The 18,062-nt window shown below is 56.6% G+C and carries 15 protein-coding genes; 6 read left to right on the top strand and 9 right to left on the bottom strand.

Annotated features, from left to right (window positions below; all coding sequences use genetic code 11):
- Nucleotides 1-157: 157 nt before the first annotated feature.
- Nucleotides 158-550 carry an NUDIX hydrolase gene (locus G5332_RS18030; protein WP_139478043.1) on the top strand — a complete coding sequence of 131 codons (393 nt, stop codon included), beginning with the start codon at nucleotides 158-160 and terminating at the stop codon, nucleotides 548-550.
- A gap of 77 nt (nucleotides 551-627) precedes the next feature.
- On the opposite strand, the gene pdxY is transcribed toward G5332_RS18030, so the two are convergent.
- The 3 genes from pdxY to G5332_RS18015 all read right to left on the bottom strand — a co-directional run bounded on the left by pdxY (nucleotide 628) and on the right by G5332_RS18015 (nucleotide 3,088).
- On the bottom strand, nucleotides 628-1,491 hold the full coding sequence (gene pdxY, locus G5332_RS18025; RefSeq protein ID WP_216953460.1) for a pyridoxal kinase PdxY: 864 nt from the start codon (nucleotides 1,489-1,491) through the stop codon (nucleotides 628-630).
- Nucleotides 1,492-1,663: 172 nt separating this feature from the next.
- Nucleotides 1,664-2,440, bottom strand: coding sequence for a DUF429 domain-containing protein (locus G5332_RS18020; protein ID WP_227342698.1), 777 nt, complete (start codon nucleotides 2,438-2,440; stop codon nucleotides 1,664-1,666).
- Nucleotides 2,441-2,524: 84 nt separating this feature from the next.
- The gene (locus tag G5332_RS18015) at nucleotides 2,525-3,088 is read right to left on the bottom strand and encodes a VC2662 family protein (protein ID WP_320546028.1); all 564 of its coding nucleotides are present in this window, start codon (nucleotides 3,086-3,088) and stop codon (nucleotides 2,525-2,527) included.
- Nucleotides 3,089-3,348: 260 nt separating this feature from the next.
- On the opposite strand from G5332_RS18015, the gene ybcJ reads away from it, so the two are divergent.
- Nucleotides 3,349-3,582, top strand: a complete 234-nt coding sequence (gene ybcJ, locus G5332_RS18010; RefSeq protein WP_005361116.1) for a ribosome-associated protein YbcJ — start codon at nucleotides 3,349-3,351, stop codon at nucleotides 3,580-3,582.
- Between the two features lie 33 nt (nucleotides 3,583-3,615).
- Here the strand turns inward: ybcJ and G5332_RS18005 are convergent, their stop codons facing one another.
- The 4 genes from G5332_RS18005 to G5332_RS17990 form a co-directional block, all read right to left on the bottom strand.
- A complete protein-coding gene (locus tag G5332_RS18005) occupies nucleotides 3,616-4,089 on the bottom strand; it encodes a DUF4442 domain-containing protein (RefSeq protein ID WP_019446113.1) in 474 nt (157 codons plus the stop codon).
- Nucleotides 4,090-4,255: 166 nt separating this feature from the next.
- The gene (locus G5332_RS18000; protein ID WP_421249916.1) at nucleotides 4,256-6,007 is read right to left on the bottom strand and encodes an ABC transporter transmembrane domain-containing protein; all 1,752 of its coding nucleotides are present in this window, start codon (nucleotides 6,005-6,007) and stop codon (nucleotides 4,256-4,258) included.
- Nucleotides 6,004-7,740: an ABC transporter transmembrane domain-containing protein gene (locus G5332_RS17995; RefSeq protein WP_421249917.1), complete on the bottom strand. Its 1,737-nt coding sequence runs from the start codon at nucleotides 7,738-7,740 to the stop codon at nucleotides 6,004-6,006. Before G5332_RS17995 ends, G5332_RS18000 begins: the two co-directional genes overlap by 4 nt.
- A 166-nt stretch (nucleotides 7,741-7,906) precedes the next feature.
- Nucleotides 7,907-10,711: a response regulator gene (locus G5332_RS17990; protein ID WP_421249918.1), complete on the bottom strand. Its 2,805-nt coding sequence runs from the start codon at nucleotides 10,709-10,711 to the stop codon at nucleotides 7,907-7,909.
- 167 nt (nucleotides 10,712-10,878) lie between these two features.
- Here G5332_RS17990 and trxC point away from each other — a divergent pair, with 167 nt between their 5' ends.
- Nucleotides 10,879-11,313 (top strand): thioredoxin TrxC, encoded by a 435-nt coding sequence (trxC, locus tag G5332_RS17985; protein ID WP_216978913.1) that lies wholly within the window; start codon nucleotides 10,879-10,881, stop codon nucleotides 11,311-11,313.
- Nucleotides 11,314-11,474: 161 nt separating this feature from the next.
- Nucleotides 11,475-12,860 carry an SLC13 family permease gene (locus G5332_RS17980; protein ID WP_421249919.1) on the top strand — a complete coding sequence of 462 codons (1,386 nt, stop codon included), beginning with the start codon at nucleotides 11,475-11,477 and terminating at the stop codon, nucleotides 12,858-12,860.
- A gap of 366 nt (nucleotides 12,861-13,226) precedes the next feature.
- Here the strand turns inward: G5332_RS17980 and G5332_RS17975 are convergent, their stop codons facing one another.
- Both G5332_RS17975 and G5332_RS17970 read right to left on the bottom strand, forming a co-directional pair.
- Nucleotides 13,227-15,701 carry a glycogen/starch/alpha-glucan phosphorylase gene (locus G5332_RS17975; RefSeq protein WP_216978915.1) on the bottom strand — a complete coding sequence of 825 codons (2,475 nt, stop codon included), beginning with the start codon at nucleotides 15,699-15,701 and terminating at the stop codon, nucleotides 13,227-13,229.
- Nucleotides 15,702-16,076: 375 nt separating this feature from the next.
- Nucleotides 16,077-16,274 (bottom strand): DUF4250 domain-containing protein, encoded by a 198-nt coding sequence (locus tag G5332_RS17970; protein WP_005333612.1) that lies wholly within the window; start codon nucleotides 16,272-16,274, stop codon nucleotides 16,077-16,079.
- A gap of 230 nt (nucleotides 16,275-16,504) precedes the next feature.
- Between G5332_RS17970 and G5332_RS17965 the strand changes: the two genes are divergently transcribed.
- Together G5332_RS17965 and G5332_RS17960 are read left to right on the top strand one after the other, a co-directional pair.
- Complete coding sequence (locus G5332_RS17965) at nucleotides 16,505-16,990, top strand: cell division inhibitor (protein WP_227342688.1); 486 nt, start codon at nucleotides 16,505-16,507, stop codon at nucleotides 16,988-16,990.
- Nucleotides 16,991-17,402: 412 nt separating this feature from the next.
- On the top strand, nucleotides 17,403-17,837 hold the full coding sequence (locus tag G5332_RS17960; RefSeq protein WP_005361134.1) for a YcgN family cysteine cluster protein: 435 nt from the start codon (nucleotides 17,403-17,405) through the stop codon (nucleotides 17,835-17,837).
- Nucleotides 17,838-18,062: the final 225 nt, after the last annotated feature.

Genomic DNA, 18,062 nt, shown 5'->3' with positions numbered 1-18,062 from the left:
TACGCTGGTCACCACGCAGGAAACAGTGCGTTTCCGGCATCTTCCCTCTTTCTCCTTGGGACTCAACTTCATCTTTGTTAGGCTGCCGGCATGCAAAACAACGGTGTGCTTGAGTGCGCCACTGCTCATCACGGCAACCCCATTGGAGAGAAAACGGATGATCGACAAACTTGCCTGGCTCACCTTTAAAGATCAGCAGCTGCTCTGCGCCCGCTCCCACGGCAAGGACATCTATTACATCCCGGGCGGCAAGCGGGAACCGGGTGAGAGCGACGAGGCAGCCCTGATCCGCGAGATTGAGGAGGAGCTGGCTGTTACCCTGCAACCCGACACCCTGCGCTTTGCCTGCGAATTCAGCGCCCAGGCCGATGGCAAACCGGCAGGTGTCGAGGTGAGACTTCGCTGCTACACCGGCGAAGCAAGCGGCACCCCCATCGCTTCGGCCGAAATTGCCGAGCTGCGCTGGCTCGACAGCTCTCACCTCGATGAGCTCTCCCCCGTCTCACGTCTGCTGTTTGCCTGGCTGGTTGAGCAGGGGTTGATCCGCTGACCCCATAGCCGGGAGCGATACAAACAAAAAAGAGGTGAACCAATGGCTCACCTCTTTTGCTTCAGACATGGCAGCAATCAGGGTAGTATCACCGCTCGCACCTCCACCTTCGGCGAATCAAACGCATCTTGCGCGGCGATGAGTTGCAGCTCGTAAGCCTGCTGGCGCCAGGTCTCCTGCAGCACCGCATCCACCGAGGCGTTGGTGCGTTCGAACGCGCTGACCGCATCGTGACCAGCAAGCAAATTCGCCAGCATCAGGGCGCTGATAAGATCGCCAACCCCCACCGGCTGGCGGGCAAAGTCATAGAGCGGACGGGCAATCAGGTAATCCCCTTGCGGGGTCGCCAGCAGCATCTCGAAGCGGCTGGAGTCCTGCGCCGCACGACCGAGATGCTTGACCAGCACCAGCTTGACGCCGCGAGCCAGCAGCTGATGGGCAGCCGCGCGGGTCTGATCCAGATCAGCCAGATGGGTATCGCAGAGGGTCTCCAGCTCCAGCAGGTTGGGGGCCATCATGTCGGCCACCGGCAACGCCTGCTCGGTCAGGAAACGGGTGACGCCAGGAGCGACGATACACCCCTTCTCCGGGTGACCCATCACAGGGTCGCAGAAGTAGATGGCATCGGGGTTGGCCGCCTTGACAGCGTTGACCACGGTCAGGATCTCGTCCCCCTGCTCGGCGGAGCCAAGGTAGCCACTCAGCACGGCGTCACACTGGCTCAACACCTCGATATTGCCCAATCCTTTCACCAGCGCACTGATATGACCCGCCGGCATCGCCATCCCCTGCCACCCCTGGGCATATTGGGTGTGGTTGGAAAACTGCACCGTGTTGATGGGCCATACATCCATACCAAGGCGGCGCATGGGGAAGACGGCCGCGCTGTTGCCGGCACAACCAAAGACCACGTGGGACTGAATAGAGAGAACGGATTTCATCGGGAATACCACAGCAAAGGATCAGCAAGGTGGGCAATATATCGGATGAAGATAACGATGCGCCACCTTGGCGCGGGATGAACAGGCAATTTCCTGACTAAAGACAGGTTTTTTACGCCATTTGGCCCACATCAACAAGGTGAGCGGAGCCATGATGCGCCGCGTCCGTCCGTCACATCCCGTTGTACTCAACGCCATGACGGGCAAAGTGATAGACCCATCCCTCATCACACGGCATGTCACTGGGTGGCGAAATCAGCTCAGGCAACACAGTCACCTTGCCACCAGCGGCATATTGCAGCGCCATCAGGGCGCAGAGCGCCGCATCGTAGCGATCGGTGCCTGCCAGCACGCCCGCGGGCAGCAAGGCCGCCAGATCGGGCCGTGCCGGAGAGGCCTTGCCGCCCACTTTGGCCAATGCCGGATAGACCTCCAGCACGGCGCGACTGGCCTTCGGGGCAACGGTCGGCACCAGTTGCAGATCCGAGAGTCGCGGCAGCATGGAGAGCGCCAGGGTGGCATTGTTGCCAAGCCGGTCGAAGGTGGCCGACAGCGGCTTCTTGCCGTACTGCTGATACAGCCAGCGCTCGCAGTCGCGATAGGCGTAGGGGTTGTCTATCTCACGCTCGGGAGCTGCGCAGCTATGTGGCTGGCCATTTAGCAGATCCCGCAAGGCACGGGGAAAAGCGAGTGGCGCATCGATACCGAGCGCCAGTTGCGGGCAGGCTTCTACCTGCATCAGGGTCAGCTCGTTTTGCAGGGCCGGACGCAGCAGAGCGGCCAGATCCGGCGCCACCCGCGAGCTTAGACGAAACAGCGGCGACACCCCAAGCCAGTGCAGGCGGTTGGAGTCGGCCTGCCAGCCCACCACGGCCACCGCCTGGGCGCTGCCCTGCCAGCCACGCACATCCCAGCCGATCCCGATTGCACTCATTTGCCCTGCCGTCATCAATTACCTCTGTTCGCCTGTCACAAGTTGCAAGAGGCACAGGGTAATCAGCAGATGCCTTTAACGCAAAGCGAACTGCCTTGGTCAGAACGATTTCTGGAAGTTCACCAGCGGCAGAATGGGGAACACGCCGTTGGCGGCATAGTTGGCCAGCCCGATCTGCAAGCCATCGAGGTGCTTGGTTGCATTGATAAAGCCAATCTGGAAGGTGGTACGCTCGGCATAGTTGACGAAGCCGACGTTGGCCAGCGCATTGCCCTTGGCGATATTGACCGCCCCCCAGTTAAGCCCCTGCACATTATTGGTCAGGTTGACCAGCCCCAGATTGACGCCGGTATCCTGCCCTTCGTGCCAGTTGATGGCGTTGATGGCAACTCCGCCAAACTGGTGGCGCACCCTACCGGCACCGAGAAAGATCCCGAGCTGCAGGCCGCTGAACTGATCCACATCGGAGAGGGCGAAGATCGGCAGATCAATACCCTTCACCTGACCGGTCCGACCGTAGAGCAGCGAGGCGCGCGCCCCTTCCACCTGATGGGACGCGGGCAAATTGACCCCGGGCAGCGAGACCTGCACCGGAGTACTGGCCTGCGCGACACAGCACAGGGTCAGGGCGCTGCATGCCAGCAGCAGGCGGGAGAGTGTCATGGAAAGTTCCTTGGGCCATTGAGAGTGACCCGATCCTAACAGTAAGGGGCTAGTGTGGGCACACCAGCAGGGACGAGGTGCGTCACGATACGTCACGGTTGGCCCTCTCACCTCTCCATCAGGTCTTGCGAAAGCGCCACCTCAAGGACAATCGGCCACTTTTTCGCAGCGAGTGGCCCCTCTTCCTTTCTTTGCCTGAGCGAACTGCCTAAAATAGTCGCCCTGCTGTATCCGGCATTCATCCATCTAGAGGATTTCCCATGGAGACGTTTCTGCTCGAAGGTCACCCCTTCGTTGCCTTGTGTGACCTTATCAAACATCAGGGGTGGGCCGATTGTGGCGGCGCCGCCAAAGCCCTCGTTGCCGAAGGGCTGGTCGAGGTGGACGGTCAGGTGGAGACCCGCAAGCGCTGCAAGATCGTGGCCGAACAGGTGGTCAACTTCAACGGCATGAAGGTCGTGGTGAAAGAGGGCGTCAGCCCGGAGATTGGCTAAACCCGTTTCGGGGAGCCACTCTCCGGCAACCCGCTAGCTGGCCTTGATCGACAGGGTCAGCACAAAACGCGCCATCGCCTCATCCCCGTTCAATGACGGACAGGTGGCTACCACCTGGATGGGGCGATTGATGCGCTGACCGCTTGCCAGCGACTCGTCGATCATGGCGTCAATCTCCTCCCCCGCTGCGCAGTCGAACTGCACATCCCCCTCCGGTCGTTTCAAAAACTCCCCCTGCACATCCTTGAAGGCGAAGTGCACCTTCTTGCGCCGCTGCCGCCCCTTCTCCATCACCAGCAGACCGCCTACCAGATCGGCGCCGGTCGCCAGCGCGCCAAAATACATGCTGCCCAGGTGGTTGCGGGTACGCCAGCCAAGGGGAATGCGAATGCGCAGCGCCTTGGCGTTCATCTCTTCGATGATCGGGGCACAAAACCCGATGACGGGAATGTAGCGCCAGGCAAACAGCCGAAGCGCCAGATTGGCTTTGAAGCGTTGCAAATCCATATGCGAACTGATCCGATGAGTTAATGTAAACAACATGTTGCCTGCATCTGCGCCATTCGACAAGCACAGGGATCACGGTTACGACCTTTACCCAACGCAAAAAAACAGAGGGAACCGCACCGGTTCCCTCTTTTCGCTCATGTCGCTGTTACAGCAAATGTGCCGATCAGGCGCGCTTCTCTTCCAGCCAGGCCCCCTGACTCTGCATCTCGAACAGCTGGGCATAGTGACCGCCGAGGGCCATCAACTCACCATGGGTACCCCGCTCATTCACCTGACCGCGGGAGAGCAGCAGGATCTCGTCCGCATCGACGATGGTCGAGAGGCGGTGGGCGATGGCGATGGTGGTGCGGCCACGACGGGCGGCAGAGATCGCCTGCGACAGCGCCAACTCGGTCTGGGAGTCCACGCTGGCCGTCGCTTCATCCAGAATGAGGATACGCGGATCTCCCACCAGTGCACGGGCAAAGGAGAGCAGTTGCCGCTGACCGGCGGAGAGGTTCTTGCCTCCCTCCTCCATCAGGGTGTTGATCCCCTGTGGCAGGCTGCGCACAAACTCGGCCAGCTGCACCTCGCTCAGCGCCTGCCAGAGCCGCGCTTCGTCTATTCCGGCCCGACCGAGACGCAGGTTTTCCGCCAGAGTGCCGACGAAGATAAAGGGATCTTGCTGCACCAGCCCGATGCTACGGCGTACCGCTGCCAGCGACAGGGTATCCAGTGCGTGATCATCGAAGCGGATCTGCCCCTGACCCAGCGGATAGAAGCCCATCAGCAAGCTGATAATGGTGGACTTGCCGCTGCCGGTATGGCCCACCAGCGCCAGCATCTGGCCCGGTTTTGCGGCAAAACTGACCTCCCGCAGCACCTGCTGCTCACCATCGTAGGAGAAGCTCACCCGCTCGAAACTGACCCGCCCTTCCAGCGGGATCATCTCGCCATCGGTGCTCTCGCGGGTTTCATCGAGCAGGGCAAAGACCCGCTCCCCCGCCACCATCGCCTGCTGCAGCTGGTTGAGCTGGTTGGTCATCTCGATGAGCGGCTCGATCATCCGCCCCAGATAGCTGATAAAGGCGTAGAGCACACCCACCTGAATGGCACCGGCGTGGCTCCCCCCCTCGTGGGCGAACAGCGCCAACAGGCCGATCAGCACCATCATGTAGAAGAGATCGATGAGCGGACGCAGCAAAATGCCGTTGATCTTGAGGCTCTTGACCCGTGCCGACCAGTGCTGCAGGTTCACCTCGGCAAAGGCGTTGGCAAAGTGGCGCTCCTGTACCATCGCCTGGATCACCGGCATCCCCTGCAGCGACTCATTGAGGCGGCTGTTGATGTCGGAGAGCAGGCTGCGGGTCGCTCGCACCACCGGCACGCTCAGTTTCTGGTAGAGCCACATCACCCCGCCCACAGCGGGCAGCAACAGGGAGCAGACCAGCATCAGCCGCAGATCCAGCAGCGCCATCGAGATGAGGATGCCGCACAACAGCACCACTTTTTGCACCAGCAAGCCGATCACCTGCACATAGAGGTTCATGATCGCTTCGGTGTCGTTGGTGATGCGGGAAATCAGCGAGCCGGATCGATGCTTGTCAAAGTAGCGGGCCGGCAAGCGGATGGCGGTAGCAAATACCTGCTCGCGCAAAGTTTGCACCACCGCCTGAGCGATGCGATTGAAGCGCAGGGATTGCAAATAGAAACCCGCCGCCGAAAGCACCTGCAAACCCAAATAGCCCGCTGCAATCAAAGCAATGGTGGGCAGCACGATATTGCGTGGCGCCAGATAGTCATCGATAAAAAGCTTGATCAGCAGCGGCCCGGCCACTTCGGCGCCGGTGGCAAGCAGCAAACAGATCCCCGCCTGAATAAGCCAGCGAGGATACTGGGCGCAGTAAGCGAGCAGTCGTTTAATGGTCGGATTCACAGGCTCTCCTCCACCGCTTCTTCGAGACGCTGATAACGCACCATATCTGCATACCAGCCATTGTGCGCCATCAGGGTACCGTGATGACCCCGTTCGCTAACGGTCCCCTGCTCCAGCACCAGGATCTCGTCGGCCTGCTCCACCGCCGTCATGCGATGGCTGACCAGGATCAGGGTGCGACGATGGGCTTTGAGGGAATGCAGAATTTGCAGCTCGGTGTGGGCATCCACCGCCGAGAGCGCATCATCGAGCACCAGAATGGGCGCCTCCAGCAGCAGGGCGCGGGCAATGGCCAGCCGCTGTTTCTGGCCGCCGGAGAGGGTCACCCCTTTCTCGCCCACCTCGGTCTCATAGCCCTTGGGGAAACGCACGATATCATCGTGGACACAGGCAATGCGCGCCACCCGTTCGACCTCCTCGCGGCTCGCATCGGGTTTGCCCAGGGCGATATTGGCGGCGATAGTGGTGGAAAACAGGAATGGCTCCTGCGGCACATAGGCAAACTGGCTGCGCAGTGTGGCGAGCGGCAACTGGTCAATCGGTACGCCCCCCATGGCTATCGAACCGTGAGTCGGATTGGCAAGGCGCATCAGCAGCTTGAGCAGGGAACTCTTGCCTGCCCCGGTGCGCCCCACCACCCCGAGCATCCCCCCTTGCTTGAGGGTAACGTCGATATCCGCAAGCAGGGTGCGCTGCTCAAGTTGATAGCTCACCCCTTTGATCTGCAAAGGAAAGGCAGAGGTAAACGCGGCCGGCTGGGCGGGCTCTTCGATATCGCTGCGCTCCCCCAGCAGGCTTTCGATACGGGAGTAGGCGGCGCTGCCCCGCTCGATGATGTTGAACAGCCAGGCGATGGCAAACATCGGCCAGATCAGCTGGCCGAGGTACATGGTGAAACTGGTGAGCTCACCCAGGGTCAACTCATCCTGCAGCACCAGCAGACTGCCCCCCGCCACCGCGAGGAAGTAGGAGCAACCGATGCAGAGGTAGATGACCGGATCGAACTTGGCATCGATGCGGGCCACCGCCATATTGCGCTCCCCCGCCTGTTTGGTCAGCTCGGCAAAGCCTTCATCTTCCAGCGATTCAACCGCATAGGATTTCAACACCCGCACGCCGGAAAGGGCCTCCTGGGTCTTGTTGTTGAGCTTGGAGAAGGCCCCTTGCGCCGCCTTGAACTGGGTGTAGATCTGGGTGCCGAAGCGGTTCATGAAATAGGCCATCACCGGCAACGGCAGCAAGGAGACCAGCGTCAACTGCCAGGAGTACTGGCTGCACATGATGGAGAGCACCAATACCCCGACCATGATGGAGTCCACCAGGGTCAGCACCCCTTCGCCAGCGGTCATCTCCACAGCCTGAATGTCATTGGTGGCATGGGCCATCAAATCGCCAGTACGGTGGCGCTGATAAAAATCGGGGCTCATCCGGGTGAAATGACTGAACAGGCGATTGCGCAACACATAGGCCAGACGGTAAGAGGCACCGAACAGCATCACCCGCCAGACGTAGCGCAGCAGATAAATCAGCACACCCAGACCAAACAGCCCCGCCAGATAGCGCATCAGAGTGTCATTGTCGAGACCGCCCTTGGTGATGCCATCCACCACCCAGCCCACCACTTTGGGCGGAATAACGGTCAACAGGGCCACCATCAGCAGCAGGGAGATGGCGGCCAGATAACGGGGCCACTGCTCCTTGAAAAACCAGCTCAATCGTAGAAATACGCTCACACCACCAACCTTTAGCGCTCTCTGCCCGTGACCGCTCCAAGGAGCGGCCATCAGAGAAGCCACGCAGAAATAGAAGAATGAAAACAATCGCCTCCGGCTGGAGGCGATTCGAACGAAAGCTCATCATATCCCGAACCAGGATGGTTGAGAATAATTACTATTTAATTCACTGTGACATGCGATCATCCCCTGATGAATAGGGATTATACGAATTTTCATGCTGCTCACCGGTCAACAGGAAGTGTGACACCTCTTCCCGGGTCTGGCTGAAGACCTGTTGCAACTGTTCGAGATCCGTCTCGCTCAGCACCTCGTTTTGCCGCAGGCGCCACTCCAGCTCGCCAGCCACCAATTGCAGACGGGCCGCCGAGATATTGGCCGACACCCCCTTGAGGGTGTGCAGCAACTTGCTGGCCACCTCGGGCTGCTGACGGCGCAGGGCGGAGCGGATCTCCCACAGATCGTCCTTGTGCTCCGACATAAACAGCTTGAACAGGATCTGCAATGCCTCCTTGTCCTGCTCCAGCCGCTTGAGGGCATCCTGCAGATCGAGGATCCCCATCATATCCGGCGGTTTCACCTCCATGATCCCCGCCTGCTCCACCCCTTGCGGCTTCACCCACTGCAGCAGGTTGTTGTAAAGATCCAGCTTGCTCACCGGCTTGGTGACGTAACCATTCATCCCCACCCCCAGGCAGCGCTCCTTGTCTCCATGCATGGCGCTGGCAGTGAGGGCTATGATGGGCACATCGTGCTTGTCGACCATTTTGCGGATCTGGCGGGTGGCATCGAGTCCGTCCAGCACCGGCATCTGCAGGTCCATCAGGATCACATCAAAAGGCTGCTCGGCAACCCGCTCCACCGCCTCGCGACCATTGTTAACCACGCACACTACCGCATCGACCCGACGTAGATATTCGATGATGAGCTGCTGATTGACCCGGTTGTCTTCGGCCAACAGCACTCGGGTACCCTGCAACAGGGATTTGAAGTGCTGCTGATCCCCCTGAGCCTCTGCCTTGCGCAGATTGAGTTCATAAGAGCTGCCGTTGAGCAACTCGTCCACCTTGGCCAGCAGGGCATTCTCGGTCATCGGCTTGGGCAGAAAATGGGTCAGCCCCATGCTGTCCATCCGGGCGTGCAGCCCCTCTCTGGCCCAGGCGCTGATCATCAGGATGGGTATCCGCCGCCACTGGCTGTGCTGATACATCTCCAGCGCCAGATCGAGTCCATCCTCCTGCCCCATGCGCCAGTCGAGGATTGCCAACCGCAGATTGGGCCCCTCTTCACGCAATAATTGACGGGCACGGGAAAGGGAGTTGACCGGCAGCACTCGCACACCCGCCCGAGTCAGGATGTCCCGAGCCAGATCCAGCACCAGTTCGTTGTCATCCATCACCATCACCAGCGGCTGGTTTTCGAAGAAAACTTTCCGTCCAGCCACACCGTAGACCGCCTGCGCCATCGGGATATCGAACTTGAACAGAGAGCCGACGCCAGGCTTGCTCTCTACGGTGATCCGCCCCCCCATCAGCTCCACCAGCCGCTGGGAAATATTGAGCCCAAGACCCGAGCCGCCATATTTGCGGGTATTGCCCGCCTCCAGCTGGGTAAACGCCTGAAACAGTTGGGTCTGCTTCTCTTCGGCAATGCCGATGCCGGTATCGCGCACACTGAAGCGGATCCGCATTGGATGGGAGTTGGCCAGATCGATGGAGACTTCGACCTCACCACGTTCGGTGAATTTGATGGCATTGTTCACCAGATTGACCAGAACCTGCCCCAGCCGCAGAGGATCCCCACGCAAGAAGACAGGCACCTCCGGCGATTTGCGAATGATCACCTCCACATGTTTGCGCTCCGCCAGATCGGCAAACATGCCCGCCAGCGAGTCGAGCTGCTCGCTGAGATCGAAGTCGATCTCCTCCAACGTCAGCTTGCCGGACTCCACCTTGGTCAGATCGAGAATGTCGTTGATAAGCAGCAGCAAGGTATCTGATGAAGACTTTATCTTGCCCAGATAGTCCCGTTGTTGCTGATCCAGCTCTGTCTGCAGTGCCAGTGAGCTGAAACCGATGATGGCATTCATGGGGGTGCGGATCTCGTGGCTCATATTGGCCAGAAAATCGCTTTTGGCCTGTGCCAGCAAGGCCGTCTGACGGGACAACTCGCTCAACTTCTGATTACGACGCCATAGGGTATAGGCCACCAGCACAAAACTGATCAAGGCACCGCCAAGCACCATTAAATAGAAGCGGTTCAGCAATGATGAAGCCCGCTCCAGCTTATCCATCTTCCAGCGCACCAGGTTATCGCTCACCTGCATATCGATGAGACGATGGCGCAGGGTATGATAAGCCATCACCTGACGACTCAAATCCTTGCTCAGGTTAACCAAGGTGATCACCTCGGGTTGCGAGCCGTAATGGGAAGCAAGAGCACGCTGCAACAAGCTCAGCTGTTGCTGATACTGGTTATCGGCGCTGTGTTGCAAAAAATGGCTGAGTTGGGCCAACTCATTGAGATCACGATGCAAGAGGCTCTCTGCCGGCGTGATAGCGCGTACCTTCTCAAGCTGATGCTGAAAGGGTTGCACGATATATTCCACCGCCTTTTCCATGCTGTACAGTCTGGCCAGCTCCATCTGGTAGAGATCCAAATCCTGCAGCAACCTCTGTGAAAGAGGCGTTTGCTCAACCTCAGCATCACTACGAACCCTGTGAACAAAGCTATCGAGGATACCGGATAACTGGACGAGCCGTTGCTGAACATTGCTATCATTGGCACTCTCACGACCAAGCAGGTAAACACTGTCGGTGTTGATCCGGTTCAGCACTGCCTCCGCTGCCTGATTCAGGCTGTATGCACGCTGCTGTTGACTAAGCAGTTGCCAGCAAAGAACCGAGAAGCCGAGCAACAAGGCAGCAACAAGCAGCAGTACCACAGGGCTCTTCCGTGATCCTTTATTCATCCCGTTTTGACTCTCTACTTATAATGGCCGCTGAATTGTCCGGCTTGAGCAGAGCTCGGAGTGGAAGTGTCCACCCCAGCCGAGCGCTGTGTTAACGTTATTTCACTATTTTAACTCTGGCACTATTTTCATCACAGCCACCAGAACCGATCTTCAAGGAGACTATTATGTCATTTATCACTACTTATTGTAGCCACTGCTTTACAAGAAACCGCCTGCCCTCCACCCATGTAACCCACTCCGCCAAATGTGGGCACTGCAAGGCGTCCCTGTTCAGCCAAACCCCTTGCCTCGGGAAGGCGGATAACTTCGATACCCTGATCAACTCCGATATTCCGGTCGTTGTCGATTTTTGGGCCAGCTGGTGCGGCCCTTGCCAGCAGTTTGCTCCAGTATTTCATGATGTTGCCCATGAACTCGAACCACGGATGCGCTTTGTCAAAGTCGATACCGAGCAGCAGAGCACCATTGCCGCCCGTTACGCCATTCGCAGCATCCCCACCCTGATGGTCTTCAAACAGGGTAAAGTGGTGAACCAGATAAATGGATCCCTGCCCAAGAACATGTTCAAGCAGTGGCTGGAACAGTTCATGGATGTTTAACTTATGTTTCAGCAATGTTTGATTTATGTATTTATTTCCTCATTTTTATCAATGAGTGTGTGAGTAGAGACTGATTTTCAATATGTGAGCCTGTTTCAAACAAGTGAATGGATGTAATCTCGGCAACACAAAAACAACCATAAATTAACCGAGAGAACGATATGCACACATCGGCTGTACCCTCTGCTCCATCTCGTTGGCTGGATATCAAGACCGGGATCGTGATCCTGGATCTGCTTCTGCTATGCATCATGCTCGCTTGGCTCCCTTTTGATCCTATGGTCAACAAGGGGCTGGGCATTCTGGTCTTTATAGCTATTCTCTGGCTGACCGAAGCGGTCAACATCACTATCACCGCGATCTCCATCCCGGTACTTGCCACCCTGCTCGGGGTGTTTGATATGAGCAAGTCGTTGACCGACTTCGCAAACCCGGTGTTGTTCCTCTTCTTTGGCGGTTTTGCCCTGGCGGCAGCGCTATCCAAACAGGGGCTAGACACCCAGATTGCCGGTAAGGTGATGCAGCTCGCCAAGGGACACCTCGGCTGGGCTGCCATCGTACTCTTCAGTATTACTGCGGCACTCTCCATGTGGATCAGCAATACCGCTACCGCCGCCATGATGATGCCGCTGGCCCTTGGCATGCTCAAAGGTCTCGACATTCACAAGGAGCGCCGCACACTGGTCTTCGTATTGCTTGGTGTGGCCTACAGCGCCAGTATTGGCGGCATCGGCACCCTGGTAGGCAGCCCGCCCAATGCCATTGCGGCCGCCCAGATGGGGCTGGGCTTCACTGACTGGCTGAAATTTGGCATTCCTGTTGTCCTCATCTTCATGCCAGTAGGCATCGGGCTGCTCTATCTGGTAACCCGCCCCAACCTCTCACATCAGGTCAGCACCGAGCGAGTGACCATAGAGTGGACCGGCCAACGCAAGGTGACCATGCTGATCTTTCTGACCACAGTGCTGTTGTGGATTGGCTCCCAGCCTATTGCCCAAGCGCTGGGAGGAATACCTCAATTTGATACACTGATCGCCATGGGAGCCATCATCGCCATCGCCGTCAGCCGGGTGGCCAGCTGGGATGACATTAACCAGAACACCGACTGGGGAGTACTGATGCTGTTTGGTGGCGGCTTGACCCTGAGCGCCATCCTTAAGCAGACCGGGGCCAACGCCTTCCTGGCGGAGCACCTATCCAACGGTCTGGCCACCATGCCGATCTTCGTCATCCTGCTCTGTCTTGCCACCTTCGTGGTGTTCCTGACCGAGCTGGTATCCAACACCGCTACCGCCGCTCTGCTGGTTCCACTGTTTGCCGGAGTCGCAGAGGCACTGGGAGTCTCTCCCATTGTCGTATCCGTGCTGATCGCTGTCGGTGCCTCCTGCGCCTTCATGCTGCCAGTGGCTACCCCGCCCAACGCCATTGTCTTCGCCAGCGGCCATATCCAGCAGCGTGAAATGATGCGGGCCGGCCTGGTGCTGAACCTGGTCTTCACCGTCATTTTGACCCTGCTTGCCTATTTTATGGGCGACATACTGCATTGATGGCTGGTGGCTCGCTCGCCGGGCTCCTCAATCTACACCAGGTTCCAACAAAGCCCCGTATCATCGGGGCTTTCTCTTTTCCTGCACCCCAACGGCCATCTGTCACATCCCTGACCATCGTCAGCTTGTGCCATGCGACAGCAGCGAGAGTACACATGATGATGACTTCAGACTTATGAGCGATACGGGTGCCATGAGATGAGGTGTTCCCGGGAAAGGCTGGTAATAACGACATTAAAATAATATGTGATGCCCTGTGCATCTATCACAGATGATCAAGCTTTTTGCAAATGGTGTACAAATATTTACGAATCCAAGCAGCTATAAAAAAACCCCGCATAGCGGGGTTCTCATATTAAGAGGTGATCAACCGATGTTGCAGGGTTTCAGCTTCCAGATACGATCCACATAGTCCTGGATGGAACGGTCTGAGTTGAACTTACCCATGGTGGCCGAGTTGATGATAGCCTTCTTCGCCCACAGTGCCGGATCCCGATACCAGGTATCGATCAGCTTGTGTGCATCCGAGTAGGACTGGAAGTCCGCCAGGGTCAGGTAAGGGTCTCCCCCTTCCAGCAAAGAGCGCTTGATGGAGGCCAGCTCACCCGGACGACCCGGCGTGAAGTAGTCGGTATCAAACCAGTCCAGCACGGCCTTGAGCTCTGAGTTGGCATAGTAGAAGTCGTACGGGTTGTAACCGCGCGCCTTCAGCGACTTCACTTCGTCCACGTTCAGACCGAAGATGGCACAGTTTTCGGCACCCGCCTCTTCGGCGATCTCGATGTTGGCTCCATCCAGCGTCCCGATGGTGATTGCACCGTTGAGTGCCATCTTCATGTTGCCGGTACCGGATGCTTCGTAACCAGCAGTAGAGATCTGCTCGGAGACATCTGCCGCCGGGATCAACTTCTCGGCCAGACTCACGCGGTAGTTCGGCATGAACACCACTTTCAGCTTGCCCTGGATACGAGCATCGTTGTTGACCCGATCCGCCAGCTTGTTGATGGCATAGATGATGTCTTTGGCCAGCTTGTAACCGGGCGCCGCTTTGGAGCCGAAGATAAACACGCGTGGATGCATGTCATAGTCCGGGTTGGCCAGCAGACGACGATAGAGTGCCATGATGTGAATAAGGTTCAGCTGCTGGCGCTTGTACTCGTGCAGACGCTTGATCTGAACGTCAAAGATCGCCTCGGCACTGACATCGATACCGGTTTCGTCTTTGATGACCTTGACCAGCTTCTCTTTGTTGTGACGCTTGATGGTCATGAACTGCTGCTGGAACGCCTTGTCGTCGGCAAACTTCACCACGCCACGCAGTTTGTCCAGTTGCAGCGGCCACTCCTTGCCCACTACTTCGTTGTAGAGACCCGCCAGCTCCGGGTTGCAGGCCAGCAGCCAGCGACGCGGGGTTACCCCGTTGGTCACGTTGCACATTTTTTCCGGCCACAGCTCGGCATACTCGGGGAAGAGATCTTCCTTCACCAGCTTGGAGTGGATCTCGGCCACACCGTTCACCTTGGACGAACCGATCACGCACAGGTTGCCCATGCGAACCTTGCGCACGGCCCCCTCTTCGATGATGGAGAGCTTGGCCTTGATGGCGTCGTTGCCCGGCCACTTGGGCTCCACCAACTCGTTCAGGAAGCGGGCGTTGATCTCGTAAATCACCTCCAGATGGCGAGGCAGTACTTTCTCGAACAGGCTGACCGACCACTTCTCCAGCGCTTCCGGCAGCAGAGTGTGGTTGGTATAAGAGAAGACCTGATAGCAGATGGCCCAAGCGGCATCCCAGTTCAGATCTTCCTCGTCAACCAGTACCCGCATCAGTTCCGGGATGGCGACAGTCGGGTGAGTATCGTTGAGCTGAATGGCAATTTGCGCGGCAAAGTTGCTGAAGTCGGCGCCATGCACCCGCTTGTAGCGGCGCATGATATCCTTGATGGAGCAAGCACAGAAGAAGTACTGCTGGATCAGACGCAGCTCTTTACCGGCATCGGTCTCATCGTTCGGATAGAGTACCTTGGATATGGTCTCGGCCTGGGCTTTCTCAGCCTGGGAGTCGATGTAACCACCGGCGTTGAATACGTCCCAGTCGAAAAACTCGGAGGCGCGGGATTCCCACAAACGCAGGATGTTGACGGTGTGACCGCCAAAACCGACCACAGGAATATCCCAAGGCACCCCTTTAATCTTGCGACCGGCGTGCCATACCTTCTTCAGGCCGCCATTGTCACCAAACACGGTCTCGACGTAGCCATAGAGCGGCACTTCTTGCACCGACTCGGGGCGGCAGATCTCCCAGGGGTTGCCATATTCACGCCAAGAGTCCGGACGCTCGATCTGGCGGCCATCCTGGATTTCCTGACGGAACAGACCGTGTTCGTAGTGGATACCGTAACCAACCGCCGGATAGTTCAGAGTGGCCAGCGAGTCGATAAAGCAGGCAGCCAGACGACCCAGGCCGCCGTTGCCAAGTGCCATGTCCGGCTCTTGTTCGCACAGGTCGGTCAGTTCCAGACCGAGTTCGCCCAGCGCCTCTTCGCAAGTCTTGTAGAGGGAGAGGTTGTGCAGGTTGTTGGAAGTCAATCGTCCCATCAGGAATTCAGCAGAGAGATAGTGAATCGCACGAGTATCTTTCTTGAAATGAGTCTGCTGAGTGCGGGTCAGGCGCTCGTACACCTGTTCATTGACAGCCGCAGCAGTGGCTTTCCACCACGCTTCGGGAGAGGCTTTCTGTTCGCTTGTTCCCAAGGTAGAACGCAGGTGACGCACGATACTCGCCTTGAGCTGATCTTTATCCAGTTGGAGATCCTGGTCTGTCTTCTTCTTGGTAGCCATAAACCATATTCCTTCGTTACAAATAAAATTGTTATCCCGCTTGCGGGACCGGCGCTGTTGTTATCTCAAAATATGTACCGGCGTGAGAATACTAACTAAAGCGGCAGAATTAAAAGTTAACGCAAGTCACACTTTAACCGATAAAAACAGCCTGAAAAGCTTGAAAACCCTTTCCTTAAATTGATCGCACAAAAACAAACATTCCCTTTATTATCAAAAGCTTAATGAAAAAATAAAAATATTCTGGCATGAATAGGTTTTCAAAGATTGCCAAGCCTTGAAAATCCCTGAAAATAGGCAGCAAGACGGCACATTGAAACCGGTTTCAATGTGCCTGAAAAATTACCGTATAAATATGAAGCAATCATTGCATCCTTAAAGATGTGCTTTGAACTGATTGCTCAATGGATCGTAATGGTACCCAATCTGATCCAGACGCCCTGCCAACTGCTCTTCACTCATATCGTAATAGGCCAGCAACTCCTCCAACCCGTCACACTCAAGCCTTAGCTTCTCATTGATGATGCCCAGCAAGATGTTGGCATCAAGACGTTGCAAGGTACTGATATCCATGGCGGCACCTCCTGTAAATGACCTGTATAACCATGGGCGGTTACGCAAGGTTTGTCCATAGTACGAAAAACACCCAGCCAGTTTTATATTAAATAACTTTTAAAAACATAGTCTTACTAACGTCACATGCCAACACCATCACATTTTTCAGCAAAAACACCTTGTCACTGCCACAGGATAGAACTACTGTACACACATACAGCTTGGATATTCATACAGGAATCCCATATATGAACCAGCCCCTGCACTCACTGCCCTTTGCGATGAATCGTGTCATGAGCAAGCCCTGGCCAACCAGAACCGCCTGCAAAGCGGAGTTGGCTCATTATGGTGTAACTATCCAGTCTGATGATCAGTTTCTGAGCGAGCTGACAAAGCTTGGGGAGGCTCATACCGGCTGGATCTTGTTGATCGCCCCGCCGGGACGCCCCACAGTCAGCCGTCTGGAAGAGCGAGGTATCGATCCCAAGAGAGTGCTGGTGGTACATAGCCCCAAAATCAAGAACTGGCAGCAAACCCTGGAGCGCAGTCTGGGCAATGGTCACTGCGCCGCCGTATTTACCTGGCTACCCGAGCAGATCGAGCTGGATCACGTCAAGCTGCAGCGACTGGGACAGCAATCTGGCGTACTCACCCGCTTCTTTGGCGCGAAACGCACTAACCTCGACACACCTCTGCTGGCCTATTCAGAGCAAGATATCTATCTCAATCATTAAGACAAAAAACGAACGCCTACGCAGGCTCTCCCGCGGGTCGCAGCGACAGAAGGGCGCAAACAATATGTGACCAGCGGCTTTATTTGAAAGACAAGCGTGCAACAGCCTGACGGTAGGCATCGGAGATCATTTGACCCTGCTTGCTGCAAGCAGACAAACATCAAAAGATGTAACGGATCAAGAAGCAGAAAATAAAACCTGAACTGGACAATCATGCAGCCCAAGTATTCAAACCTGTGGGACTTCCTGCCCACCAGCGAACCCGTTTGAGCAATATGATGAGGCTGAAAGTCATTGCATTCATTTGAGCTGATCACGACAAATTTCCCCCCGGAGTGACCCTCTCCTTGAAATACCGGGTAACAAGGGGTATAACCACGCGTTTTATCAGGTGTAATAAGTGAGCGGTATGATGCAAGCCCCCTTTTGGCAGACCAAGAGTCTGCAGCAGATGACTGAATCCGAATGGGAATCCCTCTGCGATGGTTGCGGAAAATGCTGCCTCAACAAGCTGATAGATGAAGATACAGACGAACTGGTTTTCACCAATGTCGCCTGCAATTTGCTTAACACCAAGACCTGTCAGTGCTCTGATTACGCCAATCGTTTCAAAAAAGAGCCTGACTGTCTGCAGATCACCCATGACAAGATCACCGAATATGACTGGCTCCCCTCAACCTGCGCATATCGCCTGCTGTCTGAAGGTGACGCTCTTCCAGAGTGGCATCCTCTGCTGACCGGCAGTCGTTCCGCGATGCATCAGGCTGGTCAATCCGTCCGTGGCAAAGTCATTCACGAGGATCAGGCGGGTGAATGGATCGATCACATCATCACTTGGGCCAGCTGACACGCTCAACCCGCTATTCTCCAGAGACAAGGGCTGCACAATGTGCAGCCCTTGTTGTTTCTGCAAGCAGGGTTTGTAGCTTCACACATATCTGGCTGGCTAAACCAGACCACCTCCAAGCTGCGCATTGAGAGAGATAGAGGCAGAAGCAGAGGCAGAGGCAGAGGCAGAGGCAGAGGCAGAGGCAGAGGCAGAGGCAGAGGCAGAGGCAGAGGCAGAGGCAGA

The sequence above is a fragment of the Aeromonas sp. 603757 genome (assembly GCF_049171255.1).
GTDB lineage: Bacteria > Pseudomonadota > Gammaproteobacteria > Enterobacterales > Aeromonadaceae > Aeromonas > Aeromonas veronii_A.
This window is presented reverse-complemented; position numbering and strand designations above follow the sequence as displayed.